Origin of the sequence: Qipengyuania sp. HL-TH1 (assembly GCF_036365825.1) — a bacterium.
Classification (GTDB): domain Bacteria; phylum Pseudomonadota; class Alphaproteobacteria; order Sphingomonadales; family Sphingomonadaceae; genus Qipengyuania; species Qipengyuania profunda.
On sequence record NZ_CP142675.1, the window covers coordinates 675,244 to 697,242 of the forward strand.

The 21,999-nt window shown below is 65.2% G+C and carries 30 protein-coding genes; 8 read left to right on the plus strand and 22 right to left on the minus strand.

Going from position 1 to position 21,999, the window contains the following annotated elements; genetic code table 11:
- The first annotated feature begins 34 nt into the window (after window positions 1-34).
- On the plus strand, window positions 35-1,126 hold the full coding sequence (locus VWN43_RS03835) for a DUF2332 domain-containing protein (protein ID WP_320180593.1): 1,092 nt from the start codon (window positions 35-37) through the stop codon (window positions 1,124-1,126).
- Here the strand turns inward: VWN43_RS03835 and VWN43_RS03840 are convergent, their stop codons facing one another.
- Genes VWN43_RS03840 through VWN43_RS03855 form a run of 4 tightly spaced genes read right to left on the minus strand, consistent with a single transcriptional unit; the run spans window position 1,127 to window position 4,018 of the window.
- Window positions 1,127-2,029 (minus strand): alpha/beta fold hydrolase, encoded by a 903-nt coding sequence (locus VWN43_RS03840; protein WP_320182127.1) that lies wholly within the window; start codon window positions 2,027-2,029, stop codon window positions 1,127-1,129.
- Window positions 2,030-2,031: 2 nt separating this feature from the next.
- A complete protein-coding gene (locus VWN43_RS03845; protein WP_320180592.1) occupies window positions 2,032-2,847 on the minus strand; it encodes an SDR family NAD(P)-dependent oxidoreductase in 816 nt (271 codons plus the stop codon).
- A gap of 12 nt (window positions 2,848-2,859) precedes the next feature.
- On the minus strand, window positions 2,860-3,732 hold the full coding sequence (locus VWN43_RS03850) for a pirin family protein (protein ID WP_320180591.1): 873 nt from the start codon (window positions 3,730-3,732) through the stop codon (window positions 2,860-2,862).
- 13 nt (window positions 3,733-3,745) lie between these two features.
- Window positions 3,746-4,018, minus strand: a complete 273-nt coding sequence (locus tag VWN43_RS03855) for a BolA family protein (protein WP_253517439.1) — start codon at window positions 4,016-4,018, stop codon at window positions 3,746-3,748.
- Window positions 4,019-4,078: 60 nt separating this feature from the next.
- Between VWN43_RS03855 and VWN43_RS03860 the strand changes: the two genes are divergently transcribed.
- The gene (locus VWN43_RS03860; protein WP_320180590.1) at window positions 4,079-4,672 is read left to right on the plus strand and encodes a J domain-containing protein; all 594 of its coding nucleotides are present in this window, start codon (window positions 4,079-4,081) and stop codon (window positions 4,670-4,672) included.
- Window positions 4,673-4,677: 5 nt separating this feature from the next.
- On the opposite strand, the gene VWN43_RS03865 is transcribed toward VWN43_RS03860, so the two are convergent.
- From VWN43_RS03865 to VWN43_RS03890, 6 genes are read right to left on the minus strand one after another with little or no spacing between them, the layout of a single operon-like run.
- Window positions 4,678-5,352 carry a dihydrofolate reductase family protein gene (locus tag VWN43_RS03865; protein WP_320180589.1) on the minus strand — a complete coding sequence of 225 codons (675 nt, stop codon included), beginning with the start codon at window positions 5,350-5,352 and terminating at the stop codon, window positions 4,678-4,680.
- Window position 5,353: 1 nt separating this feature from the next.
- Window positions 5,354-5,842 carry a VOC family protein gene (locus tag VWN43_RS03870; RefSeq protein ID WP_320180588.1) on the minus strand — a complete coding sequence of 163 codons (489 nt, stop codon included), beginning with the start codon at window positions 5,840-5,842 and terminating at the stop codon, window positions 5,354-5,356.
- On the minus strand, window positions 5,835-6,479 hold the full coding sequence (locus VWN43_RS03875; protein WP_320180587.1) for a glutathione S-transferase family protein: 645 nt from the start codon (window positions 6,477-6,479) through the stop codon (window positions 5,835-5,837). The genes VWN43_RS03870 and VWN43_RS03875 overlap by 8 nt, the downstream gene beginning before the upstream one ends.
- A 13-nt stretch (window positions 6,480-6,492) precedes the next feature.
- The gene (locus VWN43_RS03880) at window positions 6,493-7,263 is read right to left on the minus strand and encodes a VOC family protein (protein WP_320180586.1); all 771 of its coding nucleotides are present in this window, start codon (window positions 7,261-7,263) and stop codon (window positions 6,493-6,495) included.
- A gap of 2 nt (window positions 7,264-7,265) precedes the next feature.
- Entirely contained in the window at window positions 7,266-7,637 is a 372-nt protein-coding gene (locus VWN43_RS03885; RefSeq protein ID WP_320180585.1) for a DUF1428 domain-containing protein, read from the minus strand.
- Between the two features lie 23 nt (window positions 7,638-7,660).
- Complete coding sequence (locus VWN43_RS03890) at window positions 7,661-8,092, minus strand: VOC family protein (protein WP_320180584.1); 432 nt, start codon at window positions 8,090-8,092, stop codon at window positions 7,661-7,663.
- Between the two features lie 140 nt (window positions 8,093-8,232).
- Here VWN43_RS03890 and VWN43_RS03895 point away from each other — a divergent pair, with 140 nt between their 5' ends.
- Window positions 8,233-8,847, plus strand: a complete 615-nt coding sequence (locus tag VWN43_RS03895; RefSeq protein WP_320180583.1) for a winged helix-turn-helix transcriptional regulator — start codon at window positions 8,233-8,235, stop codon at window positions 8,845-8,847.
- Here the strand turns inward: VWN43_RS03895 and VWN43_RS03900 are convergent.
- Entirely contained in the window at window positions 8,844-9,689 is an 846-nt protein-coding gene (locus VWN43_RS03900; protein ID WP_320180582.1) for an oxygenase MpaB family protein, read from the minus strand. The genes VWN43_RS03895 and VWN43_RS03900 overlap by 4 nt on opposite strands.
- Window positions 9,690-9,796: 107 nt before the next feature.
- Between VWN43_RS03900 and cobS the strand changes: the two genes are divergently transcribed.
- Both cobS and VWN43_RS03910 read left to right on the plus strand, forming a co-directional pair.
- Window positions 9,797-10,789 carry a cobaltochelatase subunit CobS gene (gene cobS / locus VWN43_RS03905; RefSeq protein ID WP_253517388.1) on the plus strand — a complete coding sequence of 331 codons (993 nt, stop codon included), beginning with the start codon at window positions 9,797-9,799 and terminating at the stop codon, window positions 10,787-10,789.
- Between the two features lie 49 nt (window positions 10,790-10,838).
- Window positions 10,839-13,037 carry a transglycosylase domain-containing protein gene (locus VWN43_RS03910; RefSeq protein WP_320180581.1) on the plus strand — a complete coding sequence of 733 codons (2,199 nt, stop codon included), beginning with the start codon at window positions 10,839-10,841 and terminating at the stop codon, window positions 13,035-13,037.
- On the opposite strand, the gene VWN43_RS03915 is transcribed toward VWN43_RS03910, so the two are convergent.
- Both VWN43_RS03915 and VWN43_RS03920 read right to left on the minus strand, forming a co-directional pair.
- Window positions 13,034-13,447 carry a PaaI family thioesterase gene (locus VWN43_RS03915; protein WP_320180580.1) on the minus strand — a complete coding sequence of 138 codons (414 nt, stop codon included), beginning with the start codon at window positions 13,445-13,447 and terminating at the stop codon, window positions 13,034-13,036. The genes VWN43_RS03910 and VWN43_RS03915 overlap by 4 nt on opposite strands.
- A 2-nt stretch (window positions 13,448-13,449) precedes the next feature.
- Window positions 13,450-13,896, minus strand: coding sequence for a PaaI family thioesterase (locus VWN43_RS03920; protein ID WP_320180579.1), 447 nt, complete (start codon window positions 13,894-13,896; stop codon window positions 13,450-13,452).
- Window positions 13,897-14,028: 132 nt separating this feature from the next.
- Between VWN43_RS03920 and VWN43_RS03925 the strand changes: the two genes are divergently transcribed.
- Genes VWN43_RS03925 through VWN43_RS03935 form a run of 3 tightly spaced genes read left to right on the plus strand, consistent with a single transcriptional unit; the run spans window position 14,029 to window position 16,052 of the window.
- Complete coding sequence (locus VWN43_RS03925) at window positions 14,029-14,181, plus strand: hypothetical protein (RefSeq protein ID WP_253517366.1); 153 nt, start codon at window positions 14,029-14,031, stop codon at window positions 14,179-14,181.
- Window positions 14,182-14,196: 15 nt separating this feature from the next.
- Window positions 14,197-15,168 carry a hypothetical protein gene (locus VWN43_RS03930; protein WP_320180578.1) on the plus strand — a complete coding sequence of 324 codons (972 nt, stop codon included), beginning with the start codon at window positions 14,197-14,199 and terminating at the stop codon, window positions 15,166-15,168.
- Entirely contained in the window at window positions 15,156-16,052 is an 897-nt protein-coding gene (locus VWN43_RS03935) for a transposase (protein WP_320180577.1), read from the plus strand. The genes VWN43_RS03930 and VWN43_RS03935 overlap by 13 nt, the downstream gene beginning before the upstream one ends.
- Here the strand turns inward: VWN43_RS03935 and VWN43_RS03940 are convergent.
- Genes VWN43_RS03940 through pyrE form a run of 9 tightly spaced genes read right to left on the minus strand, consistent with a single transcriptional unit; the run spans window position 16,043 to window position 21,884 of the window.
- Complete coding sequence (locus VWN43_RS03940; protein WP_330768162.1) at window positions 16,043-16,216, minus strand: hypothetical protein; 174 nt, start codon at window positions 16,214-16,216, stop codon at window positions 16,043-16,045. The two genes, VWN43_RS03935 and VWN43_RS03940, sit on opposite strands and share 10 nt — an antisense overlap.
- Entirely contained in the window at window positions 16,216-16,704 is a 489-nt protein-coding gene (ruvX, locus tag VWN43_RS03945; protein ID WP_320180575.1) for a Holliday junction resolvase RuvX, read from the minus strand. Before ruvX ends, VWN43_RS03940 begins: the two co-directional genes overlap by 1 nt.
- Complete coding sequence (locus VWN43_RS03950; RefSeq protein ID WP_320180574.1) at window positions 16,680-17,918, minus strand: DUF3089 domain-containing protein; 1,239 nt, start codon at window positions 17,916-17,918, stop codon at window positions 16,680-16,682. The genes ruvX and VWN43_RS03950 overlap by 25 nt, the downstream gene beginning before the upstream one ends.
- A complete protein-coding gene (locus VWN43_RS03955; RefSeq protein ID WP_253517349.1) occupies window positions 17,908-19,020 on the minus strand; it encodes an AI-2E family transporter in 1,113 nt (370 codons plus the stop codon). Before VWN43_RS03955 ends, VWN43_RS03950 begins: the two co-directional genes overlap by 11 nt.
- Window positions 19,021-19,043: 23 nt before the next feature.
- Entirely contained in the window at window positions 19,044-19,922 is an 879-nt protein-coding gene (gene lepB, locus VWN43_RS03960) for a signal peptidase I (RefSeq protein ID WP_330768166.1), read from the minus strand.
- Complete coding sequence (gene acpS, locus VWN43_RS03965) at window positions 19,919-20,320, minus strand: holo-ACP synthase (protein WP_253517345.1); 402 nt, start codon at window positions 20,318-20,320, stop codon at window positions 19,919-19,921. Before acpS ends, lepB begins: the two co-directional genes overlap by 4 nt.
- A complete protein-coding gene (locus VWN43_RS03970) occupies window positions 20,317-20,565 on the minus strand; it encodes a hypothetical protein (protein WP_320180572.1) in 249 nt (82 codons plus the stop codon). The genes acpS and VWN43_RS03970 overlap by 4 nt, the downstream gene beginning before the upstream one ends.
- Window positions 20,566-21,306, minus strand: a complete 741-nt coding sequence (locus VWN43_RS03975; protein WP_320180571.1) for a pyridoxine 5'-phosphate synthase — start codon at window positions 21,304-21,306, stop codon at window positions 20,566-20,568.
- Entirely contained in the window at window positions 21,303-21,884 is a 582-nt protein-coding gene (pyrE, locus tag VWN43_RS03980) for an orotate phosphoribosyltransferase (protein WP_320180570.1), read from the minus strand. The genes VWN43_RS03975 and pyrE overlap by 4 nt, the downstream gene beginning before the upstream one ends.
- Window positions 21,885-21,999: the final 115 nt, after the last annotated feature.

Consider the following 21,999-nt stretch of genomic DNA (forward strand, 5'->3'; position numbering starts at 1 on the left):
GAAGCGCAGATAGGCAGCGGGGGTGTAAAGGGCAATGGCGATCGACAAGGCTCAGTATCGCGTAACCGAACCGGGGGCCATCGGCCCCGAGGCAGTGGCGCGGGCGTTCGAAAACCAGGTTGCCTATTGCCGCGACAGCGGGGCGCCGATTACCGCGCTGGTCTGCGAGGCGCTTTATCAATTGCTCGACACCGAACGCGGCGGCGCGGTGATGCGCCGTGTGCGGCGCTGGGCCGGACCCGCGCTGGCAGATGCGCTGCCCCTGCGTATCGCGGGCGGGCTGCATGCGTTGCACCTTGGGGGCGAGGAACCCGCGCTGGCCCCGATCTACGAAGGGCTGGGCCCGACCCATGCCGCCGAACTGATCGCCGATGCGATCGAGCGGCACGAACCCTATCTCATGCCCTGGCTCGACGGACCGCCGCAGACCAATGAGGCCGGGCGGTCGGCCAATTTCGCCGCGGCTTTCCTGTGGCTGGTGGATCGCGGTCTGCCTGCGGATCTCGACCTGCTCGAGATTGGATCGAGCGCAGGGATCAATCTGATGATGCGGCGTTATCGCTACGAATTGGGCGGGGTGGCGGTCGGGCCGAAGACCTCGCGCATGAAACTGATGCCCGAATGGCGCGGGGAGGCGCCGCCTGCGCGCAGCTTCGATATTGTCGGCGCGCGAGGGTGCGATGTCGCCCCTGTCGACCTCACCGACCCGGCGCAAGCCTTGCGCCTGAAGGCCTACATCTGGCCCGAGTTTACCGAGCGTTTCGCGCGCATGGATGCCGCGGTCGAAGCCGCGAACACCTACCCGCCCGAGATCGAACGGATGAACGCGGCCGATTTTCTCGAGGACCGGCTTGGCGAGCCGCAGCCCGAAGGGACCACGCGGGTGTTGATGCATTCGGTGGTCTGGCAATATATCCCCGCCGACGAGCGCGAGCGGATCGTCGCCCTGATGGAAGCGGCCGGCAAGAGCGCGGGCGAAACCACGCCGCTTGCCTGGGTCAGTCTCGAGGCCAACCGCGATACCCACCGGCACGAATTGACGGTGCGCTACTGGCCGGGCGGGGACAGCTGGCATCAGCTAGCCACCGCGCATCCGCACGGCGCTTGGATCGAATGGGCTGGCTGATCAGGCGGTGCGTTCGAGAAACGCGTCGATCGCCGCGTTGAAGGCAGTGGGTGCTTCCCACTGAACGAAATGCCCGCAATCGGGGACTTGCACGACTTCCGGGTCCGCAATCACTTCGTCCAGCCCCTTGAGATTTGCCGGCGGCAAGGCCTCGTCGGCCATCGCCCAGATCACCAGAGTCGGCAGCGTCAGTTTCGGCAGCGGGTAGGGCTGGTAGTTTTCCGGAAGCTCGTAGGGCGCATCGAGCGGCAGCACCTCCATCGGGCTGGCGCGGTAATAGTTCAGCATTCCGAACGCGGCATCGGGATCGGACCAGTCCTTCAGCATTGCTGCGGCTTCATCTTCCTCGATCCTGCTCATGACCTGGCCTTCGAAGGCTTTCATCAGCAGCGGGGCAAGGCCATGTTCGCGCACCAGCGCATCATTCGCGGGATCGCGGAATTCGGTAAAATACTGGCTCGCCTCGCGCTGCTGGCGATTGGTGTAGAGCAGCTTGGGAAACAGCACCGGATGCGGCGCATTGGCAATGATCGCGCGCGTGACGCGGCCGTTCGCCATGCCGCCATAGGCCACGCCCCAGGCGATCGCGCCGCCCCAGTCGTGACCGACGATGGTGAACCGGTCAACGCCCAGCGCATCGGCGAGCAGGAACACATCGCCCACCAGCTTGTCGGGCGTATAGGCCTCGACCTCCTGCGGCTTGGACGAGCCGCGATAGCCGCGCTGGTCGGGCGCGATGCAGCGAAAACGGTCGGAGAAATGCGGGATCTGGTTGCGCCAGGTGCGGTGGCTTTCGGGAAAGCCGTGCAGGAAGATCAGCACGGGCGCATCGCGCGGGCCTTCGTCCGCCACATCGAGTTCGATGCCGTTCGCCAGCACCACGCGCTTCTGCTGCAGCGGCATGCTCAACTGTCCGCCTTCATCTTGTCCATATATCCGGCCGCGACCATGCCCGCGACCTGGTCGAGCAGTTGATCGGGTGTCCGGCGCAGTTCGCCCATCGCCTCTTCCACGCCTTCGGCGACGATGATCTCGCGCTGGTTGGCCTCTACCGCGTCGACGATCCGTTTGGCGGCCTCATTCGGGGCAATGCCGTTGTCGATCACCTTGTCGCTGTGCCCGCGCTTGCTGCCGTCGGCGGTCAGCGCGTTGCGGCTGACATCGGTGGCGACCGAGCCCGGGCACACGACATGAACCGAAACGCCCTGCTGCGACAGCTCGGCCCGAAGCGCGTCAGCATAACCGATGAGCCCGAACTTGGCCGCGCAATAGGCGGTGCGCATCGGCACGCCGACCTTTCCGGCGATCGAACTGATGAACAAGAGCGTGCCGCTCTGCCGCGCGACCAGATGGGGCAGCAGCGCCTGTGTCGCGGCAATCTGCGCGGTGAGGTCGATATCGATGATCTCGCGGTATACCGCCATGTCGGTATCGACCGCCGCACTGCGCTGCGAAATACCCGCATTGGCGACAAAGGTGTCCACCCCGCCGCGCCAGTCGATCGCCTGCTGCGTTGCGGCTGTCATCGCGGCCTCGTCGCGCACGTCGAAGGGCAGGATCAGCGTTTCGCCCTCGATACCGCCGGCGACCTGCGTCAGCCGCGCCGCGTCGCGGCCCGACAGGATGATCCGCGCGCCGCGTGCCGCCCATTCACGCGCGAGCGCCGCACCAATGCCGCTGCTCGCGCCCGTGATCCAGGCGGTCTTGCCTTCGAAACTCATTATTCTCCCCCCTCAAGGATAGGTTACGGTCTTCGGCGCGCCTTCGGGCAGCGGGATGCGCTCATCCTCGTCACCCGGTACTTTTGGAAAGCGGTCCTGGCGCCAGTCCTGCTTCGCCTGCTCGATACGCTCGCGGCTCGAACTGACAAAATTCCACCACGCATGGCGAGGGGTGGTGAACGCCTCGCCGCCCATCAGCATCACTCGCGCACCGCCTGTGCTCGCCAGCGTCATGTCGCGCCCCGGCTGGAGCACGGCGAGCTCGAATTCCTTCAGCGCATGGCCATCGACGCTCGCGTCGCCGCCGACCAGCATGACCGCGCGTTCGTCGGCATCGTCTTCGAGCGGGATCGCGCCGCCCGCGCCCAGCACGATCTCGGCATAGATCGTCGCGGCGTGAGTGGTCGTCGGCGCGCATTCGCCCCACAGTTCGCCCATTATGACGATGGCCGTGGCGCGCCCGTCCTCGATCACCGGCAGTTCGGTAATCGCTTCGAAGGCGGGATCGATTTCCTCGCGCCCGTCGGGCAGCGCCAGCCAGGTCTGCATGCCGTACAGCTTGGGTCCGCCCCTGCGTTCCGAATGGACGATGCCGCGCCCGGCGGTCATCAGATTGACCTGTCCGGGCCGGATGGTCGAAAACGTGCCGAGGCTGTCGCGGTGGTCGATCGCGCCTTCGAACAGCCAGGTCACCGTGGCGAGATTGATGTGCGGGTGCGGGCGGACGTCCATGCCCGCGCCAAGATCGAGCTGTGCGGGGCCGAACTGGTCGACGAAGATGAATGGCCCGACCATGCTGCGCTGGCGTGCGGGCAGCACGCGGCGGACCGTAAACTGGCCGAGATCGTGCGTAGTCGGGACAAGGACTTGGTCGATCTGGCTCATCTTCGCGAACCTCCTAGCTGGTCGGGGCCGAAGCCTGGATGGCCAGCGCATGGACGCGCTCGCCGGGGATATCGCCCAGCGCGCGGTTCACCATGCGCTGGCGTTCGAGGCGGCTCTGGTCGGCGAAGGCGGCGGCTTCGATCACCACGGTGAAATGCGATTCGCCGCTGCCGTCGTCGCCCGAATGGCCGGCGTGCTTGGCGCTGTCATTGATCACTTCGAGCCGGGTCGGGCTGAATGCCTGGCTCAAAAGGCGTTCCATTTCCTGCTGGACGGGTCCTGACACGGGTTCGAATCTCCTCTTTGGGGGTTTCCTTAGCGCACTTCGCTCCCCATCCTAGAACGAATGCGCCAGACAAAGTTTCACGGACAACATGCAGGCTCGGGCCGGGTCTGCGCCCATCCCACCTGCGACGAGCCGGGCGAATTTCGTGCGCCCAGCGGGCAGGGCCACGGTTTCGACGGGCCCGCCGAATGGCGCTGGCTGTGTCTCGACCATGTGCGCGAATTCAATGCCGGCTATGACTGGTTCGAGGGCATGAGCGCCGAGGAAATCTTCGCCGCGCAGGCGCCGGGTGCGGGCTGGCGCACCGAAAGCCCGAGCTTTCGCCCCACCGCCGGGGTGGACGGCATGCCGCGCTGGGCCGATTTCACCGACCCGCTCGACGCGATTTCCGCGCGCGCCAGCGGGATCAAGAGCCGCGCGCGCCGCGAAGCCGAAATGGCGATGGACGGCCGCTTCAGCCGCGAGGAAGCCGAGGCGCTCGAAACCATGGGGCTGGGGCTCGACGTCGACCGGCGCGGCCTGCGTCGCCGCTATTCCGAACTCGTGCGCCGTTACCACCCCGACCGCAACGGCGGAGACCGCCAGCACGAAACGCGGCTCAACCGCGTGGTCGAAGCCTATCAGATGCTGCGCAGATCACGCGCGATCGCCTGACCAGCCTACCAGGTGCCGTGGGCAATCCGAGCTTGCCGTTCCGCTTCGCGGTCGCTGGTGCTCGGTGTGAGCGCGTCGGCAGGGTATGCCGGCAAATCGCCACCCGGGGCAAAGCTGGCAATGATCGTCCCTTTGTCGGTGACGTAGTGGTCGATCATGTCCAGCTTGCGAGCCGGCGTTTCCGCCCCGAACCAGCGTTTGCCGCGGCCCAGGATTACTGGATAGGTTATGAGGATCAGTCGATCGAGCAAACCGGCGTCCAGCAGGCCAGGGTAGATCGATCCCGAACCTTGCACGATCAGGTCCGGGCCCTCGCTCTCCTTTAGCTTGGCCACCTCCTCCCAATCCGTCAGGCGGTGGCTGTTCTCCCACGGCAGCGGGGCGTTGTTACCGGTGAGCACATATTTGTTGGCGTGGGAAAACGCCTTGCCAAGCGCTGCCTCGGGGCCTTCGACATACGGCCAATAAGCGGCAAAGATATCGTAGGTCCGGCGGCCAAGCAGCAGATCGTATGCGCCGCCGAACAACTCGCCCAAGGTCTGGTTCACGCCGTCGTCCGGAAGCTTGAACAGCCAACCACCTTCGTCGAACCCGTTGGTGGGGTCTTCGGTTGGCCCGCCGGGTGCCTGGATCACCCCGTCGAGAGAAACGAACAGCGAACCGGTAATCTTGCGTGCCATATCAATCTCCGCGTTTGGCGGCTTCGATCGCGGCGATGTCGATCTTCTTCATCGTCAGCATCGCTTTCTGCGCGCGCTTCGACGCTGCGGGATCGGGATCGGTCAGTGACGCCATCAAGGCGCGGGGCGTGATCTGCCAGCGATAGCCCCATTTGTCCTTGCACCAGCCGCACATGATTTCCTCGCCGCCATTGCCGACAATCGCATCCCAGTAGCGGTCGGTCTCTGCCTGGTCCTCGGTATAGACCTGCAGCGAATAGGCATCGTTGGGGACGGTGTGCGGCCCCGCATTGAGCAGCGCGTAGGGTATGCCGAGCAAGGTCATCTCGACGATCTGGACCTCGCCGGCCTTGGTGCCGGGCACGGCGTTTACGGGGCGCACGAGATTGTCGATCCGGCTGTCGGGGAATGTTTCGGCATAAAACCGCGCCGCGTCCTCCGCCTCGCTGTCGAACCATAGAAATACACTCGCCTTGCGTACCTCAGGCATCGGCGCCCTCCCGCTGTGCGATCAGGTCGTTGTCGATTTTCTTGGCGGCAATATACGCCTCGCGCGTTCGCAACCGTTCGGCATAGGCGGCGAAGGCATCGCGCTGCGGCAGGGTGCCAAATGCAAGGCCCCAGTCGACTTGGCTGCCGACATAGACGTCCGCCATCGTGAAGTGATCGCCGCACACGTAAGCGCGCCCGGTCAGCATGGCTTCGAACGCGTCGACCATGCGTTCGTAGCTGCCAAAGCCCAGCGAGCCTTCCTTTTGCGGATCGACCGACCAGCCCATCGAATTGGCGATGATGGCCTGCTCTACCGGCCCGGCGGCAAAGAACAGATAGCGGAAATATCGCGCTTTTTCATGTGCTTCGGGAAGTAGGCCGGTATCGGGGTGCATTTCTGCAAGGTAGTGGCAAATCGCGGCAGCCTCGGTCACGACATGATCGTGATCGCCGTGATGGTGGACCAGAGTGGGAACCTTGCCCATCGGGTTGGCCGCAATGAACGCCGCGGGCTTGCCCTCCGTCGGGCCATATTCGACGATCTGCTGTTCGTAATCCGCACCCGCTTCGTGCAGTGCCCAGCGGACGATCTGCCCGCGGCTCATCGGATTGGTGTAGAATGTATAATCCGCCATTTTCCCAGCTTCCCTACTTACCGATCAGCGAGACCATCGCGCCCTGCGGATCGACCGCCTGGAGCGCAAATTCGCCGCCCGGAATTTCCATCGGCCCGTTGACGACCTGCCCGCCGTTTGTCTCGATATAAGCCTTCGCCGCGCCGATTTCGGGGACGCGGAAATAGTAGCGCCACAGCGACACTGGCATCTGTTCAGGCCGCGCCATCATTGCGCCAAGCCCGTACTCGGCATGGTTGTACATCTGGTAGAGGCCCAGTTCGCCCATCTCCATCGCCTCGCCCTTCTGCCAGCCGAACAGCGCGGAATAGAAAGCGCCCGCTGCGTCCCGGTCGTCGGTGACCAGCTCGTTCCAGGCGCAATGCCCATCGCGCGGTTCGTGCTTGGCGAAGGATTCGCTGCCCTCGCCTTCGGGCTGCATCAGGTAGAAAGGCGCGCCCTGCGGATCGGCGACCATTGCCATATGGCCCACGCCGTCGAGGTGGTTGGGTTCCATGAACAGCTGGCCGCCCTTGTCCTTCAGCGCGGCAATCGAAGCGCCGATCTCGTCCACTGCGATATAGCCGATCCACGCCGGGCGTGCGCCCCCCAGCTGCATCTCCTCGCTCAATTGCATCATGCCGACCACTTCGGTGCCTGCCATGCTGCCGATCCGGTAATCGACATCCGGCGTGCCGCTATCCGCGAAGGTCCAGCCGATCAGCGGTTCGTAGAACGCCTGCGCTGCATCGGCATCCGTGGTCATCAGCTCGTACCACACGAAATCGCCCTGGGCGTTGGTCATGGTCATGCTCCGTTGAGTTCGGCGACGGGGGCGAACCCGCCGAAGATCAGCCGCTTGCCGTCGAACGGCATGGGGTTCTTCTCCTGATCCATCCGCTCGTCGGAGAAGTCCTCGGACATTATCTTCGCCATAGCGGCATCGCGGGTCTGCTTGTCCGGCCATTCGATCCAGGAAAACACCACGGCCTCGTCATCCTTGGCCTTCACCGCCTTGCGGAAATCGGTGGTTTCGCCATCGGGCACGTCGTCGCCCCAGCATTCGATCACACGCGTCGCGCCTAAGTCGATGAAAACATTGTCCGCCATTTCGGCATGCGCAGTGAACTTGTCCTTGTTGGCGGTGGGGACCGCCATCACAAATCCGTCGATATACATCTGCTCGCTCCTCCAGTCTGCTGTCAGGCCATCGCTTCGGCGGGCGGACCTTCGGCGGCCATTTGCGGGTCCATCCAGCTGATCTCGAAGATATGGCCGTCGGGATCCTCGAAGCTGCGCCCATACATGAAGCCCATGTCCTGCACCGGTGTCGGGTCGAGTGCGCCGCCGGCGGCCCCGGCCTGCGCGACCATGGCATCGACCTCGTCCCTGCTGTCGCGGGTCAGGCACAGCAGGACCTGCGCCCCTTTGGGCGCATCGACAATCTGCTTGTCGGTGAAGGTCTTCCAGAAATCATGCCTGAGCAGCATGAAGTGAATTGTGTCCGACCACACCATGCACGAAGCCTGCTCATTGCTGAACTTGGGGTTCTTGGTGAAACTGACCGCCTCGTAAAACGCCGTGGATCGTGCCAAGTCCGTGACCGGCAGGTTTACGAATATCAACTTGCTCATGACGCTCTCCCTCAGGGCCCGACCGACTCGGACCTTGAGTGTGATGCGTCGATGAGTTACTAAAAGCAACTATGAAGTTACAAAAAGAAACTATGGGTCACGGAAAATGGTACGACGACGCTTGCGGAACGGCGTTTGCGATGGAGCTGGTAGGTGAACGCTGGGCGCTGCTCGTTGTGAGGGAACTCATGTTCGGTGCCCGGCGGTTTTCCGACCTGCGCGCCAACCTGCCGGGCATTTCCGCGAAGGTCCTGACCGAACGGTTGGCAGGGCTGGAGGAAGCAGGCGTGCTGAACCGGCGCAAGCTGCCGCCGCCGGTGTCGGCGCAGGTCTATGAACTGACCGAATGGGGCTATCGCGCCGAACCGCTGGTGCAGGAGCTGGGGCGCTGGGCGGCGATGTCGTCGCGGCACGATCCCACGCTGCCGCTTTCGCCGGTATCGCTGATGCTGTCGATGCGCACGATGTTCGATCCCGCCAAGGCCGCGGGCATGCAGGCGACGATCGGCTTCGACATCGGGGGCGAAACCTTCGTCGCGCGCATGGCGGATGGCCGACTGCCGATCGAGCGCGCCGATCCGGGTGTTGCCGAGGCGGTGTTCCGCGCCCCCGGCGCCCCGGTTCTCGCGGGCTTGCTCTATGGCGGGGTAGGAGCCGAAGAGCTGGAGCGTGATGCCGGGCTGGTGATCGAGGGGGACCGCGATCTGGCGCTTGCCTATGCCGATATCTTCGAATTGCCCGCGCCGATCGCCTAGGTCTGGCGGAATGCCCAACGCAGCGTCTTGCCCATCCCCCAGGTTGCCGCGCGCGCGGGGATCGCCGCCAGCCCGGGGCGTTCGAGACCGAGCATCGAGCGCGCGAATGGTGGCAGCAGCGCCACCGCTTCGGCACCGAGCAGAGCCTGCACCGCGGGCGGGGCGCCCTTGGGGCGCTGGCTAAGCACGAGATCGGCCACCTCGCGCGCCGCGGGCGATGCGGCCAGGTCGCTGCGCAATTCGCGAAAGATCGCCTCCGCCTCGGCGCGGTTCGTCGGCACCGGATCGGCGCCCAGCGCCAATGCGATAACCGCGAACTGGCGATAGTATTCGTCCTGTTCGGCGCCCGGCATGTCGGGTCGAACGTGGCGCAGATAGGCGGCGAGGAAGCTGGTCGCTTCGGCCACATGCACCCATGCCAGTACGCGCGGGTCGCTGGCGGAATAGGGCCATCCGTCGGGCAATGTCCCGCCGACGGCTGCGTGGATGCGGTTGACCCGCTCGATCGCCGCCTGCGCATCGTCCCGGTGGCCGAAGGTCGTCACCGCGATGAACCGTGCAGTCCGGCGCAGCCGGCCGTGCATGTCGCTGCGGAAGTTCGAATGGTCGAGCACGCCCTGCAGCGCATGCGGATGCAGCATCTGCAGCAGCAGGCCGCGGATCCCCCCGACCATCATTGCCACGATATCGGCATGGACCATCCGGATCGGCGTGTCCCTGGCGAACAGCGCCTCGTCCGAGGGCGGCACCGGCTGTTGCCCGCTCTCCACGTCGTTGAACACGCCGCGCACCTGCTCGACGAGCTTGAGGCGGAGGCGTTCGGACAAGGGGATCGGCGGCATCGGCGCGACTATGCGACCGCTTGCAAGGGGAGTCGAGGGATGCTTGGGCCGGGGTGCAATTTCGTTGCTTGCAGCTACCTATCCATCCCGCTACCCCGCCACACGCGATGAACGATATGACCGACAAGAGCTTCGACGCTTCCGCCAAGACCGTCCTCCCCGCGCCCGACACCACTGTCGACGTGCGCGAAACCTTCGGGATCGATATCGACTGGCAGGTGCCCGCCTTCTCCAAGCCGGACGAGCGCACGCCCGACCTCGACGAATCCTACGTGTTCGACCCGGACACGACGCTGGCGATCCTGGCAGGCTTCGCGCACGATCGCCGCGTGATGGTGCAGGGCTATCACGGCACGGGCAAATCGACGCATATCGAACAGGTCGCCGCGCGGCTCAACTGGCCGTGTATCCGCATCAACCTCGATGCGCATATCAGCCGGATCGACCTTGTCGGGCGCGACGCCATCGTGCTGCGCGACGGATTGCAGGTCACCGAATTTCGCGAAGGCCTGCTGCCGTGGGCGCTGCAGCACCCGGTGGCGCTGGTGTTCGACGAATATGACGCGGGCCGCCCCGATGTGATGTTCGTGATCCAGCGCGTGCTCGAACAGCAGGGCAAGCTGACGCTGCTCGACCAGAACCGCGTCATCCGCCCCGATCCGGGCTTCCGCCTGTTCGCCACCGCCAACACGGTCGGGCTGGGCGATACCTCGGGCCTTTATCACGGCACGCAGCAGATCAACCAGGGGCAGATGGATCGCTGGAACATCGTCGTCGGCCTCAACTACCTGCCCGCCGAAACTGAGCAGAGAATCGTCGAGGCGAAGAACCCCGATATCGATCCCAAGATCCTCGCCGACATGATCAAGGTCGCCGATTTGTCGCGGCAGGGCTTCATCAATGGCGATATCAGTACCGTGATGAGCCCGCGTACGGTCATCACGTGGGCGCAGAACTACGCCATTTTCAAGGATGTCGGCTTCTCCTTCCGCCTGTCCTTCCTCAACAAATGCGACGAGGAAGAGCGCATGCTGGTGGCCGAATACTACCAGCGCGTGTTCGGCGACGACCTGCCCGAGAGCGTGGTTGGCAAGAGTTAAGGCGAGACCCCCTATCGCTGCCTGTATTGTTCGGTTAACACAGTAGGCGATGGGCGTATTCAACCTCTTCCGGCGCAGGCCGCAGCCGCAGGCGGAACTTCCGTCGCATAGCGGCTATTACGCCACCCACGATGCGCTCGATTACGACGATTGGGACAGCCGGCTCGACCGCCACGACAGCGCGCTCGAGGCGGAAGAGAAAAAGCGCCTGCGCTGGTGGCAACGCGTTTACTGGCGCGAACGCCGCAAGCGCTGGTGGCTGGGGCGCATACTCGCGGCGATAATCGCCCTGTTCATCGTGCTGGTCGCATGGCTGGCGATAACCGCGCCGCTGTCGAAATCGCTCGAACCGATAGCCGCCCCGCAGATCACGCTGCTTGCCGCCGATGGCACGCCGATCGCACGCAATGGGGCGATAACCGACGAACCGGTCGCGGTCGCGGACCTCCCCCCGCATGTGGTCGAGGCGTTCCTCGCCACCGAGGACCGGCGCTTCTATTCGCACTGGGGGATCGACCCGCGCGGGATTGCCCGGGCGGCCTTCACCGGGACCGGCGGGGGCAGCACGATCACCCAGCAGCTGGCAAAGTTCACCTTCCTGACCCCCGAACGCACGCTGACGCGCAAGGCGCGCGAGGCGCTGATCGCCTTCTGGCTGGAAAGCTGGCTGACCAAGGACGACATCCTCAGCCGCTATCTCTCCAACGCCTATTTCGGTGACAATGTTTACGGACTGCGCGCGGCGAGCCTGCACTATTTCTATCGCAAGCCGGAGAACCTCAAGCCCAACCAGGCAGCGATGCTCGCGGGGCTGTTGCAGGCGCCGAGCGCCTACGCCCCGACGCGGCATTACGACCGCGCCGAACGGCGCATGCGGATCGTGGTGCAATCGATGGTCGATGCGGGCTATATCACCGAGGCCGAAGCGCGCGCGATGAAGCCGCCCGCGCTCGATGTGCGCACGCGCAACGATCTGCCCACGGGGACCTATTTCGCCGACTGGGCGCTGCCCGGCGCGCGCGAACTGACCGAGCAGGGCTATGAACGCCAGACGCTGACCACCACGCTCGACAGCCGCCTGCAGAATATCGCGCGGCAGGTGACGCAGCGCGCGCCGCTGGGCGGGGCGCAGGTCGCGCTTGTCGCGATGCGCCGCAATGGCGAGGTCGTGGCGATGATCGGCGGCAAGGACTATGCGAAATCGCCCTTCAACCGCGCCACGCAGGCCAAGCGCCAGCCGGGATCGACCATCAAGACTTTCGTCTATCTGGCGGCGCTGCGCGATGGCTGGTCGCCCGACGACGAGATCGCGAATACCGAGATCACCGAGGGCAGCTACCGCCCGCGCAATGCCAACGAGCGCTATTCGGACACGATCACGCTGCGTGATGCGCTTGCCCGGTCGAGCAATGTCGCGACGCTGCGGCTGTTCAACGAAGTGGGCTCGGAGAAGGTAATCCAGACCGCGCGCGACTTCGGCATCCGCGCCTCTTTCGTCGAAGGCGATCCGAGCATCGCACTGGGGTCCACCAGCATGACGCTGATCGAACTGACCGCCGCCTATGCGGGGATTGCCGCCAATGCCTTCCCGGTCGAGCCGCATGCCTTCGCGCGCGAGGAAAAGGGCTGGTGGGAGACGCTGTGGGACGGGCCGGGTTCGCTATCGGGCCGGACACATGACGATATCCAGGGTATGCTGCGCGCCGCCATCAATGACGGCACCGGGCGCGCGGCGATGCTGCGCGGGCCGAACTTCGGCAAGACCGGGACCAGCCAAGACAATCGCGATGCGCTGTTCGTCGGCTATGCGGGCGATCTGGTGGTCGGCGTATGGATCGGGAACGACGACAATTCGCCGCTCGCAGGCGGGATCAGCGGCGGGGGGCTGCCCGCGAAGATCTGGCGCGATTTCATGAACGGGGCGATGAACGTGAAGGCTGCGCCGAGCCAGCCCGCGCCGCGCGAACAAAACGACCCCGGCACGCCGATCGAGCCGCTCGACGTCCCCGGCCTCGATGATATTCCGCTGGGCGATGGCAATTCGCGCCTGCGCATCCGCGATGGCGAGGCGGTATTCTCGACCGAGATCGACGGCATCCCGGTCGACATTACTATCGGTGAGGATGGCCTCGCCGTGGACGAACAAGCGATCGAGGAAGCCCGTCGCCGCGCGGACGAGCGCCGCTTCGAGGCGATCCGCAACCGCCGCGACGAGCGGCTGCGCGAGACCGAGGACGCGGGTAACTAGCCGGTCGGTCCGGCCATCAGGACATTCATCACGGCAGTCGCTATCGGGCGGCTGCGCTCGTCCTGCCAGGCTTCGACGGTGATGTTCGCGCTGCGCCGCCCGAGCTTGGTGATCCGCCCCTTTGCGTAGCTGGTGCGGCTTTTGCCCGCCGCGAGATATTGCACGGTGATGTTGATCGGCTTGAGCATGGCGGCACGGTCCTGCCGTGCCAGCTCGGCACGCAAGACGGCGTAGCCCGCGGTTTCGAGCAGGCCGCCGGTCGCACCGCCATGGTAATGATCTGGGCGTCCCTCGACTATCTCGTCGAACGGCACCGACAGAATTGGCGTGCCATCCTCCCAGCTGTCGAGCGTAATGCCGAGCGAACGGGCATAGGGCGTCAACGCCTCGATTTCGGGGATATCCGCCATGGTCACAGCCTCGCCGTCGACGCGATCTTCATGAAGACCGCCTGGATATGGGCCACCGGATCATCGGCATCGCCATCATGCGCGAGGCCCCGGACGAACGCCGCGCTGCGCGTGAGGCGATAGCATTGCGACCGCCCGAAGACGCTCGCCCCCTCACGTGCGGGGCGCACGTAATCGACGCGCAGGTCAAGCGTGGCGATGGCGGAAAATTCGTCCATCGCGCGCCAGATCGCCATGCCGCTGGCCATGTCCATCAGGCTGAGGATCGGTCCCGAGGCGAGCACGCGCTGGCCTTCTTCACCAAGCAGGTCTTCGCGCCACGGCAGTTCGAGTTCGACCCAGTCGTCGCCATGGTCCGAATATTTCAGCCCCAGCCAGCCCGGATGGCCGCGTCCCGTGAAGAAGGACGTCGCCTTGGACGGATCGAATTTTCGCGGCTGCTCGCTCATCGCCTGCCGCGATAGCCGCGCAGTTCACGCGCTTACAATGTTTTAATTTCATGCGGGCCGCGCGCTTCGCCAGTCTCGCCAGTGGCGGACGGGGACACGGGGTCGGGGTTCGCCCGAATGTAGGAGAACCACATGAAATTTCCCGAGATCGAGCTGGGCAGTCTGCCCGATCTGGATGCCGCGACCGGGCTGTTCGGCAGCTTCTCGTCCGCTGGACCGGACGACACGATCGTGGCGATCATGGTCTATGTTTACGACCACATGCTGGTCGAAATGCTGCTCTGACCGGTTGACGGCGAGATGCATATCGATCCGCAAATCGGCGCGCTGCGTGGCGACACTGCCGCGCAGCGCGCCATGAGCGAGGCAGTTGTCCAAATTGTTGCGGAGTGCCGCAAGGACGCGGGCCTGGCGCCTGTCCTGCGGGAGCTCGAGGCCTACGGTTCGGGGGCAAGGCTGGATGATTGTCCGGCGCTCACGGGCCTCTTTGCCAATGGCGGGGCGGCGATGCGCGTCATGGCGCCGCTCGTCGGGAGGCTGGTGGAAGTGCACCGCGCGTGTCCGCTCGCACAGCTGGCATTTCGCCACCAGTCGCGCCCGGGGTTCCACTTTCTCCAGCTGGCGGCAAAGGGGCGCGCCGCGCTGGGTCTGGCGCTCCACGACGATCAAGCGGCGCAGGATGCCAATGCAGTGGCGACGTTCCCCGATAGCGAATGGGATGAAATCGTGCTGGCGGGGGCGGCCGATATCGCGCTGCTCGAAATCCGCGGAGAGCGTCGCGATCATGCGGTCATCGACAGAAGCTGCCGCACCATCGGGGCAGGCGACCGGCTCAGCTTTGCCGGCGCGGCCAAATCACGGATGGTCCGCCGGGTTTACGGACGGTTTCTCACTCTGCGCCTCACCCGGATCGCCCCACGGCCCCGGCCGACCCGCCAGTACGACCTCGCCACGGGCAGGTTGGTGCATCGCGCGAGCGGGGACCGGCACGAAAGCCGTGACGAGATGATGATGGCCTTGCTTGGCCGGATGCGCCGCAAGGATGCCGCGCCCGTGCTTGCAGCGATGACCCGTTCGGGCAGCGATCACTTGCGCTGGCAGGCCTTGCGCGAGTGCCTGGCGCTCGACAGCGCGGCGGGATTTGCCGCGCTCGGCAGGATTGCAACCGATCCCACCGATGATCTGGCCCCCGAGGCGGGCGCATTGCGCGCCCGGCTGGTGGAAGCCCATCCGCAGCTCGCTCGATGGGAGCCCGCTCCATGCCCCGCATAATCGCGAACCACGAAACCCGGTTGGCGAGCCTCGCTGAAACCGTGGAAGCGATTGCCGACGGGTTCGATCCGCAGGACGAGAGCAGCACCATGGAAGCGGCAGCCGCGCTCGCGCGGCTGGCCAACAACCGCAATTTTCTCGGTGACCTGCTGATCGACCATTTGCGCGAGCGGCATCGCGATACATTCGAGGACAGCGCCTACGGACCGCAGGTCATCGTGCTGTCCCCAATGGTCGGCGGCTGTTTCCTCCGCGCCAATATCTGGCCGAGCGAGGATGAAAGCTGTTTCCGCAGCAGCGGCGCGGGCAGCTTTGTCTATGGCGTGCCGCACGACCACAATTTCGATTTCCTCACTGCGGGTTATTTCGGGCCCGGCTATCGCAGCGACTATTACGAAATCGACTACCCCTCGATCGCCGGCTACTTAGGCGAGCGCGTCGCGTTACGGTTCGTCGAACGCAGCGCGCTGCATAAGGGGCGGCTGATGCACTACCGCGCGCATCTCGATGTGCATGCGCAGCTCCCGCCCGAGGCAACCTCGGTTTCGCTCAACATCATGCGCGTCGGGGCGGGGCAGGACTGGTTCGACCAATATGGCTTCGACCTCGAGAGGTCGGAAGTGAGCGCGGTGCTGAACCCTTCGGCCAGCGAGACCTTCCTGCGCTGCGCAGTCGCGCTGGGCGATGCCGACGCTCTCGATTTGGCCGAAGACTTCGGACGACACCATCCCAGCGGACGGATGCGGCTGGCCTGTTTCGAAGCGCGAGCGGGCCTCGCCAGCAGCGCGGCGGAGCGCGACGCTCTGTGGCGCGAGGCTGAACTGGCGGGGGATGTCATGCTGGCACGCGAGGCGCAGGCGCGCCGCGCCCGGCTTCAGCCATAGAGCATCGCGAACAGCGCGAAGCCGAGGATCAGGAAGATCGCAGCGATAATCGCCAACGCCCGCGACAAGGCGCGTTCGCGGTGGCCCAGCCCGGTGTCGGGATCCGCACCTTCGCCGGTCACGAGGTGCCTGAGGGCGTCGATCAGCCGCATCGCGGCTGGCACTATAGCCCGCCGCCGGCCAGCGCGTCTATCGCGCCCTGCAGGATGATCGCGGCGGCATGGCTGTCGATCTTGGTGGCGCGTTTGGCGCGGCTCATGTCCTGCCCGATCATCGCGGCCTCGGCGCTCGAAGTCGACCAGCGCTCGTCCCATAGCAGGACGGGCAAGTGCAGCGTCTGCGCAAGATTGCGCGCATAAGCGCGGCTGGCCTGTGCGCGCGGGCCCTCGGTTCCGTCCATATTGCGCGGCAGGCCGATCACCACACCGGCAATTTTCCGCTCGGTGACGATCGTGCGCAGCGCGCCGCAATCCTTGGTGAACTTGCTGCGCGTGATGGTCTTGCCCGCGGTGGCATAACGCCAGCCGGCATCGCAGGTCGCGACGCCGATGGTCTTGGTGCCCAGATCGAGCCCGAGCAAAGCACCGCCCTCGGGCAATGCATCGCCATAGGTCAGCGCGTTGTCGGTTACGAGACCCGCGCTGCCGTCCATGCTTTCACCCGTGCAATGACGTCTTCCTGCAAGTTCTTCCAGAACAGCGGGATATCGTAAACGTGGTAATTGCCGCCCGGCAGCACGCCTTCGCCCAGCTCGGGCGGATCTCCGATATAGAGCAGGCCATTCGCGCCGCAGCGCGCCGGGATTGCGCCCGCGACCAGTTCGCCTTTCGAAAGGGTTTCGTCGGGGACCAGCGTGCCCAGATTGGCGCTGGCGGGGGCGTCGCCATTTGCGCTGCCGGTCAGCGGATTGACGCACAATATCGGCCCGGTGCCACGCGGCTCGCCGTCATAGCCTACGGTGGCCTCGTAGCGGCGCATGATCATGTCGGCATCGCCATCGTCGGAAAAGGCCGACCAGGCGAGCAGGCATTGCGCCTGGTCCGCCGAAGCGCAGGCGGGGAAGGGCAGCGAAGGCAGATCATGCTCGACCGATACCGGCCAGCCGGGCGCGTAAACTGCGGCAATCCGCGCTTCGAGCGGCGTCCCTGCAACCCTGTCCTGCAGCAGGCGCAGGATATGCGCGGCGCCCTGGCTATGCCCGGCGAGCACGATCGGCTTGTCTTCGTCCACGCTGTCGAGGAAATAGTCGAACGCCTGCGCGACATCGGCATAGGCGGCATCGATCGCCTGCTGCGCTTCGGGCCGGTTGGTCAGGAAGGCCCCTGCCGCCGCCTGACGGTATTTGGGCGCCCACAATTCGTCCGCGCGATTGAACGGGCTGGCAAGTCCCTTGAGGAAGACGCGCGCGCGATTGTTGGTGGTCGCATCTTCGAGCGTCGCGTTCCAGTCGCCGCCCGCCTGGATATAGCTGGTCGGCGGAACGAAGAAGACCGCGAACTCGGGTAGCGCCTGCGGGTCTGCCGCTTCGCCCGTGGTCGAGGTGGTGGTCGCAAGCGGGTCGCCGCGGTCGAGGCTCTGTTCGGCAGCGGGTGCGTCGGGCGAGGGTTCGCGTCCAGCCGGGTCTGGTTGGGCGTCGGCGACCGCCGGCTGGTAGCGCGCCGGATCGCTGGTGCCGAGGCCGGGGCGCGAATACCACATCTCCGGGTCCTGGTAGGCATTGGCGTCGAGCGGCGCCTGCTCGACGAAGTCGCCACGGGGGACGAAAGCGATCTCGGTCGCTTCACGCGACCAGATCGTCAGCGCGATCCCGCCGATGATGACCAGCACGATGCAGACCGCAATGAAGTACAGGAACTTACGCGCCATCTTTGGCACCCTCTCTGGTTTGGTTCTCGTTCGCCTGTTCGGCCCGGCGTTCGAGCGCGACCTTGATCATCGCCAATAGCGGATCGGCCAGAAACAGGCCGAGTATCCCGAACAATATGCCCATGATCAACTGGAACGCGAGCACCAGCGCCGGCGCCAGATCGACCGTCTTCTTGGCGATCATCGGGATGACGACATAGCCGTCGAAATTCTGCACGAAGAAATAGACCGCGATGGTGTAGATGCCCATTTCCGCCCCGCCCGAGAAGCCGACCAGCACCATCAGCGCGCCCGAGATCAGCGCGCCCAGATTAGGGACGAAGGCCAGCAGGCCGGTCAGGATCGCGAGCAGCGCCGCCATCGGCACCGCGCCGATCCCCACCAGCGGGGCGACCCAGGCGAGCATCACATAGGTGAACACTGCCTCGACCACCATGCCGAGTAGGCGCCCCGCCATCAGGCGGCGCATGGTCTGGCCCATCCGCGCAGCGGTGACGTAAAAGCGGTCGCGCTGCTCGCGTGGGAGCATCCAGGCGACCCCGCGTTCGTAGAGCTGCGGGTCGATCGCGACATAAACCCCGATCACGAGGATCAGGACGATGGTCGCCGCGCCGCCGAGAATGCCGCCCAGCGCCTTGGTGACGGTGCTGATGCCGCTGCCGATATTGCCGAGATAGTTCTGCAGCTGTGATTGGTCGACCTGGAAGCCCTGCCGGCCCGCCCAGTCGATCAGCTCGGTAATCTGCCGTTCGATGATCGCGGGAAACTGCGCCGCTTCCTGCGAAATCGTCGATCCGGCGAAATAGGCCAGCCACAGCAGGAAGGCGGCGGTGACGAACAGAACGATCGAGACGCGCCAGACCCGCGCGATGTTGAGCGCCCGGCCAAGCAGGCGCGCGCCGCCATCGATCATCGAGGCGAAGACCATGGCGCCGAAGATCACCAGCAAAGGGCGGGCGATCCAGATCGCCAGCGCCACTGCGCCGACCACGCCGACCCATACGATGGCACGGGCAACCTCGTGACGGATACGTGGATCGTTGATCCGCGAAGGGCTGGTGCCGAGGTCCTGGTCGTGAATGTCCTGCGTCTCGTCGGCCATGCGCGCCCCTTCGTTTCAGGACCCTAGCGCTCGGAAGCGGCTTTTCGTTCCGCAATGGCGGGACGCAGGGTCGACCAGGCGCGGCCTTCGCGCAGGCTTGTCCACCAGCTCACCGGATTGAGCGAGGTGGTGCCGTCGAGCGAGAAGGTGATGAATTCGGCGCGCCCGCCGATGTTTTCGAGCGGGATCGGGCCGAGCAGGCCGCGCGAATGGTTGAGCTCGCGACTGTCGGCCGAATGGTCGCGATTGTCACCCATCACGAAAACGTGATCGTCCGGCACCGTGATTTCGGCGAAATTGTCGAGTTCCTGGGTCTGGTGGTCGATCACCAGATAGGTCGCCCCATTGGGCAGCGTCTCGCGCATCACCGGTACGCGGCAGACGGGCGTGCCGGCGGCGTTCTCCGCGCGGAAATCGTCGAAGCCGAAGCCATCGCAGCGCGAATTGGCATCGAGCGGCAGCGCGATGGCAGGCTCGACCTTCTGTTCGACCGGCGCGCCATTGAGGATGATGCGGCCGTTCTGCACCGCGATCCGGTCACCGGGCAGCGCAACCACGCGCTTGATGTAATCCTCGTCGCGCTCGGGATGCACGGGAATGACGATGTCGCCATATTCGGGCGTCGATCCGGCAATTCGCCAGTCACCGCGCGGGGCGAGGTGGAAGCTGATCGAGCTCCAGTTCCAGCCATAGGGATATTTGCTCACCACCAGCCGGTCGCCCACCAGCAGATTGGGCATCATCGATTCCGACGGGATATAGAACGGCTTGGCGATGAAGCTGTGAAAGGCGAACACCGCCAGCAGCATCAGCGCAAGCCCGCGAATTTCCGCGATCCAGTCGACCTTGTCGTCGGATTTCTTGTCGGATGTCTTGTTCACTGCCGTAGCACCGGTGGTCACTTGGGTAGGGCCTCGATGATGACGTAGGCCTGCGCCCATGGATGGTCGTCGGTGAGGGTGAGATGAATGCGCGTCTCATGGCCGTGCGGCACCATTTCCGCAAGCACGATCGCCGCGCCCCCGGTCAGCGCCAGCGTGGGTGCGCCCGATTGCGCATTGACCACCCCGATATCCTTCATGAACACGCCGCGGCGGAACCCTGTACCGACTGCCTTGGAGAACGCCTCCTTGGCGGCGAAGCGCTTGGCGTAAGTGCCCGCGATGGTGAAGGGGCGGCGGCGGGCCTTGGCACGCTCGATCTCGGTGAAGACGCGCTGCTCGAAGCGTTCGCCGAACCGGTCGAGCGAATTCTGGATCCGCTCGATATTGCACAGGTCGGAGCCAAGGCCGATGATCATGCTCGGGGTTTCCAGGTACAGATCGGTGTGCCGGCGAAGTGGTTGATCAGGCGCCGGCCGATTTCAGCGAAAAGCCCTGCGACCAGGACCAATCCCACTGCCGGCAGCGCGAGTTCGTCCCAGCTGGATCCCGCGCTGTCATCGCCGTGCAGATTCGCGAGGATGACGAGCGGAACCACGACCAGGAACAGCACGAAGGTGGTCCGTATCGACCGCCAGATGTTCAAGGCATTGTCGAGCGACACCTAGCGCGCCTCGTCCATCAGGTCGCGCATCCGGCGCACTGCGGTTTCCAGCCCGACGAAAACCGCTTCGCCAACAAGATAATGCCCGATGTTGAGTTCGGCGAGTTCGCGGATGGCGGCAACGGGCTTCACGTTCTCATAGGTCAGGCCGTGCCCGGCATGCGGCTCGATCCCCATCTCGCGCGCCAGCCGGGACATGGCCGCAATCCGCTCAAGCTCGCGCGCCTCGCGGTCGTGATCGCCGTCGAGACCCGCATGCGCATATTCGCCGGTGTGGAATTCGACCACGGGCGCGCGCAAGCGCTGCGCTGCTTCGAGCTGCCGCTCGTTCGCTTCGATGAACAACGAGACGCGGATGCCGTTGTCGGACAGCTTCCCGACGATCGGGGCGAGCTGGTTGTGCAGCCCGGCAGCATCGAGCCCGCCTTCGGTGGTGCGCTCTTCGCGTTTCTCGGGGACGATGCAGGCGGCATGCGGCTTGTGCGCAAGGGCGATCGCCAGCATCTCTTCCGTGCCTGCCATCTCTAGGTTGAGCGGGAGATCGGTCGCCTTCTGTATCCGTTCGAGATCGTCATCGCGGATATGCCGCCGGTCCTCGCGCAGATGCGCAGTGATCCCGTCGCCGCCCACCGCCGCGACGATTTCCGCCGCGCGCACCGGGTCCGGATGATCGCCGCCGCGCGCATTGCGGATAGTGGCGACGTGGTCGATATTGACCCCGAGGCGCAAGGGAGCACTCACGCCGCGCGGCTGCCCGGCTTGGTCACCCCGATCGCCGCCAGTTCGGCGGGCACTTCGCCTTCGGCATAGGTCGGGAAATTGATGTCGACGAGCGGGAAGAAGGGTACGCCGAGATCGGCGGCGCCATTGCTGCGATCGACCAGCGCGACCTCGGCGATCACTTCGCCGCCCTCACGCGCAACCGCGGCGATCGCTTCACGGCTGGAGAGCCCGGTGGTGACCACGTCCTCGACCATCAGCACCTTGGCGCCGGGCTCGAGCCGGAAGCCGCGGCGCAGGTGGAACTCGCCCTCGGGCCGTTCGAGGAACATCGCGTCCTTGCCCAGCGCGCGGCCCATTTCCTGACCGATGATGATCCCGCCCATAGCGGGGCTGACCACCACATCGATCCGGCTGCGAATATCGCGCGGGATCTTCTGGGCGAGCGCAAAGGCGAGGCGTCCTGCGCGGTCGGGGTTCATCAGCACGCGCGCGCATTGCAGGTAGTGTCCGCTGTGGCGCCCGCTGGACAGCTTGAAATGGCCCTCGAGCAGCGCTTCGCTGGCCCGGAACTCGTGGAGGATTTCTTCATCGGTCATGATGCTGTGGTCCAAAGCGTCTCGCGCGCGATTGCGCAAGAGGCAAAGGCGCTTGCACATTTTTATCGGCCAGCCGCTTGAGGCATACGCAATCCCTGCCTATAGGGCGGGCGCA

Bases quoted from the DNA above. Each gene is read 5' to 3' on its own strand.
- VWN43_RS03835 (WP_320180593.1), top strand. From the start codon at position 35: ATGGCGATCGACAAGGCTCAGTATCGCGTAACCGAACCGGGGGCCATC.
- VWN43_RS03840 (WP_320182127.1), bottom strand. From the start codon at position 2,029: ATGCCGCTGCAGCAGAAGCGCGTGGTGCTGGCGAACGGCATCGAACTC.
- VWN43_RS03845 (WP_320180592.1), bottom strand. From the start codon at position 2,847: ATGAGTTTCGAAGGCAAGACCGCCTGGATCACGGGCGCGAGCAGCGGC.
- VWN43_RS03850 (WP_320180591.1), bottom strand. From the start codon at position 3,732: ATGAGCCAGATCGACCAAGTCCTTGTCCCGACTACGCACGATCTCGGC.
- VWN43_RS03860 (WP_320180590.1), top strand. From the start codon at position 4,079: ATGCGCCAGACAAAGTTTCACGGACAACATGCAGGCTCGGGCCGGGTC.
- VWN43_RS03865 (WP_320180589.1), bottom strand. From the start codon at position 5,352: ATGGCACGCAAGATTACCGGTTCGCTGTTCGTTTCTCTCGACGGGGTG.
- VWN43_RS03870 (WP_320180588.1), bottom strand. From the start codon at position 5,842: ATGCCTGAGGTACGCAAGGCGAGTGTATTTCTATGGTTCGACAGCGAG.
- VWN43_RS03875 (WP_320180587.1), bottom strand. From the start codon at position 6,479: ATGGCGGATTATACATTCTACACCAATCCGATGAGCCGCGGGCAGATC.
- VWN43_RS03880 (WP_320180586.1), bottom strand. From the start codon at position 7,263: ATGACCAACGCCCAGGGCGATTTCGTGTGGTACGAGCTGATGACCACG.
- VWN43_RS03885 (WP_320180585.1), bottom strand. From the start codon at position 7,637: ATGTATATCGACGGATTTGTGATGGCGGTCCCCACCGCCAACAAGGAC.
- VWN43_RS03890 (WP_320180584.1), bottom strand. From the start codon at position 8,092: ATGAGCAAGTTGATATTCGTAAACCTGCCGGTCACGGACTTGGCACGA.
- VWN43_RS03895 (WP_320180583.1), top strand. From the start codon at position 8,233: ATGGAGCTGGTAGGTGAACGCTGGGCGCTGCTCGTTGTGAGGGAACTC.
- VWN43_RS03900 (WP_320180582.1), bottom strand. From the start codon at position 9,689: ATGCCGCCGATCCCCTTGTCCGAACGCCTCCGCCTCAAGCTCGTCGAG.
- cobS (WP_253517388.1), top strand. From the start codon at position 9,797: ATGAACGATATGACCGACAAGAGCTTCGACGCTTCCGCCAAGACCGTC.
- VWN43_RS03910 (WP_320180581.1), top strand. From the start codon at position 10,839: ATGGGCGTATTCAACCTCTTCCGGCGCAGGCCGCAGCCGCAGGCGGAA.
- VWN43_RS03915 (WP_320180580.1), bottom strand. From the start codon at position 13,447: ATGGCGGATATCCCCGAAATCGAGGCGTTGACGCCCTATGCCCGTTCG.
- VWN43_RS03920 (WP_320180579.1), bottom strand. From the start codon at position 13,896: ATGAGCGAGCAGCCGCGAAAATTCGATCCGTCCAAGGCGACGTCCTTC.
- VWN43_RS03925 (WP_253517366.1), top strand. From the start codon at position 14,029: ATGAAATTTCCCGAGATCGAGCTGGGCAGTCTGCCCGATCTGGATGCC.
- VWN43_RS03930 (WP_320180578.1), top strand. From the start codon at position 14,197: ATGCATATCGATCCGCAAATCGGCGCGCTGCGTGGCGACACTGCCGCG.
- VWN43_RS03935 (WP_320180577.1), top strand. From the start codon at position 15,156: ATGCCCCGCATAATCGCGAACCACGAAACCCGGTTGGCGAGCCTCGCT.
- ruvX (WP_320180575.1), bottom strand. From the start codon at position 16,704: ATGGACGGCAGCGCGGGTCTCGTAACCGACAACGCGCTGACCTATGGC.
- VWN43_RS03950 (WP_320180574.1), bottom strand. From the start codon at position 17,918: ATGGCGCGTAAGTTCCTGTACTTCATTGCGGTCTGCATCGTGCTGGTC.
- VWN43_RS03955 (WP_253517349.1), bottom strand. From the start codon at position 19,020: ATGGCCGACGAGACGCAGGACATTCACGACCAGGACCTCGGCACCAGC.
- acpS (WP_253517345.1), bottom strand. From the start codon at position 20,320: ATGATCATCGGCCTTGGCTCCGACCTGTGCAATATCGAGCGGATCCAG.
- pyrE (WP_320180570.1), bottom strand. From the start codon at position 21,884: ATGACCGATGAAGAAATCCTCCACGAGTTCCGGGCCAGCGAAGCGCTG.